Genomic DNA, 736 nt, shown 5'->3' with positions numbered 1-736 from the left:
GAACGATAGCCCAAAGCACGGTGGGGATGCACCTCGTTATAATGGTCGATCCAGCCTGGCAGCTGGTCGATTACGGTGCGAGCATCCGGCCTCGGGCTCACCCGGACATAGTCGCGTTTAAGGGTGCGAACGAATGCCTCTGCCATGCCGTTCGATTGTGGGCTGCTGACCGGGGTCGTAAGCGGCACCAAGCCGATGTTGCGAGCGAAGCTGCGGGTGTCGCGCGCGGTGTAGCAGCTGCCGTTATCGGTGAGCCACTCGATCGGCTCGGGCACGCGGTTCACCTGTCCGTAGCGATGCTCGACGGTGGCGACCATCAGGTCCTTGACGTCCTCAGCGGTGATACCGCTTGTTGTGGCCACATGCCCCATCGCCTCGCGATCACAGCAGTCGAGTGCGAACGCGACACGGACCTTCTCACCATTGTCACAGGCGATCTCGAGCCCATCGGAACACCAGCGGGTATTGCGCTGGTCGACGGCGACGCGGCCATCATGGCGCCGCTCCTCGTGGCGTTCACCGTCACGCCGGAGCAGCAGCCCGTGCACCTTCATCACGCGGTAGACACGCTTGGCATTAGGCGCTGCGCGCCCGGCTTTCTCCGCGTCGCGGCGGAGCAGAGCATGAACGCGGCGGTAGCCGTAGGTTGGCAGGTCGGCGACAAGCAGCCGGATGTCGGCAACCAGCTCGGCGTCTGGCAACGGCGGCCGCCCTCGTGATCTTGGCGGTGGCTGGT

General features: G+C 64.8%; 1 protein-coding gene. It reads right to left on the bottom strand.

What is annotated here, in order from left to right:
* A partial coding sequence (locus L8F97_RS22455) for an IS3 family transposase (protein ID WP_242154959.1) occupies positions 1 to 736 on the bottom strand: 736 nt, incomplete at both ends.

Origin of the sequence: Sphingomonas sp. BAUL-RG-20F-R05-02, from assembly GCF_022662305.1 — a bacterium.
GTDB lineage: Bacteria > Pseudomonadota > Alphaproteobacteria > Sphingomonadales > Sphingomonadaceae > Sphingomonas.
The sequence above is the reverse complement of the archived record's forward strand: the minus strand, read 5'-3'. Positions and strand labels throughout refer to the sequence as shown.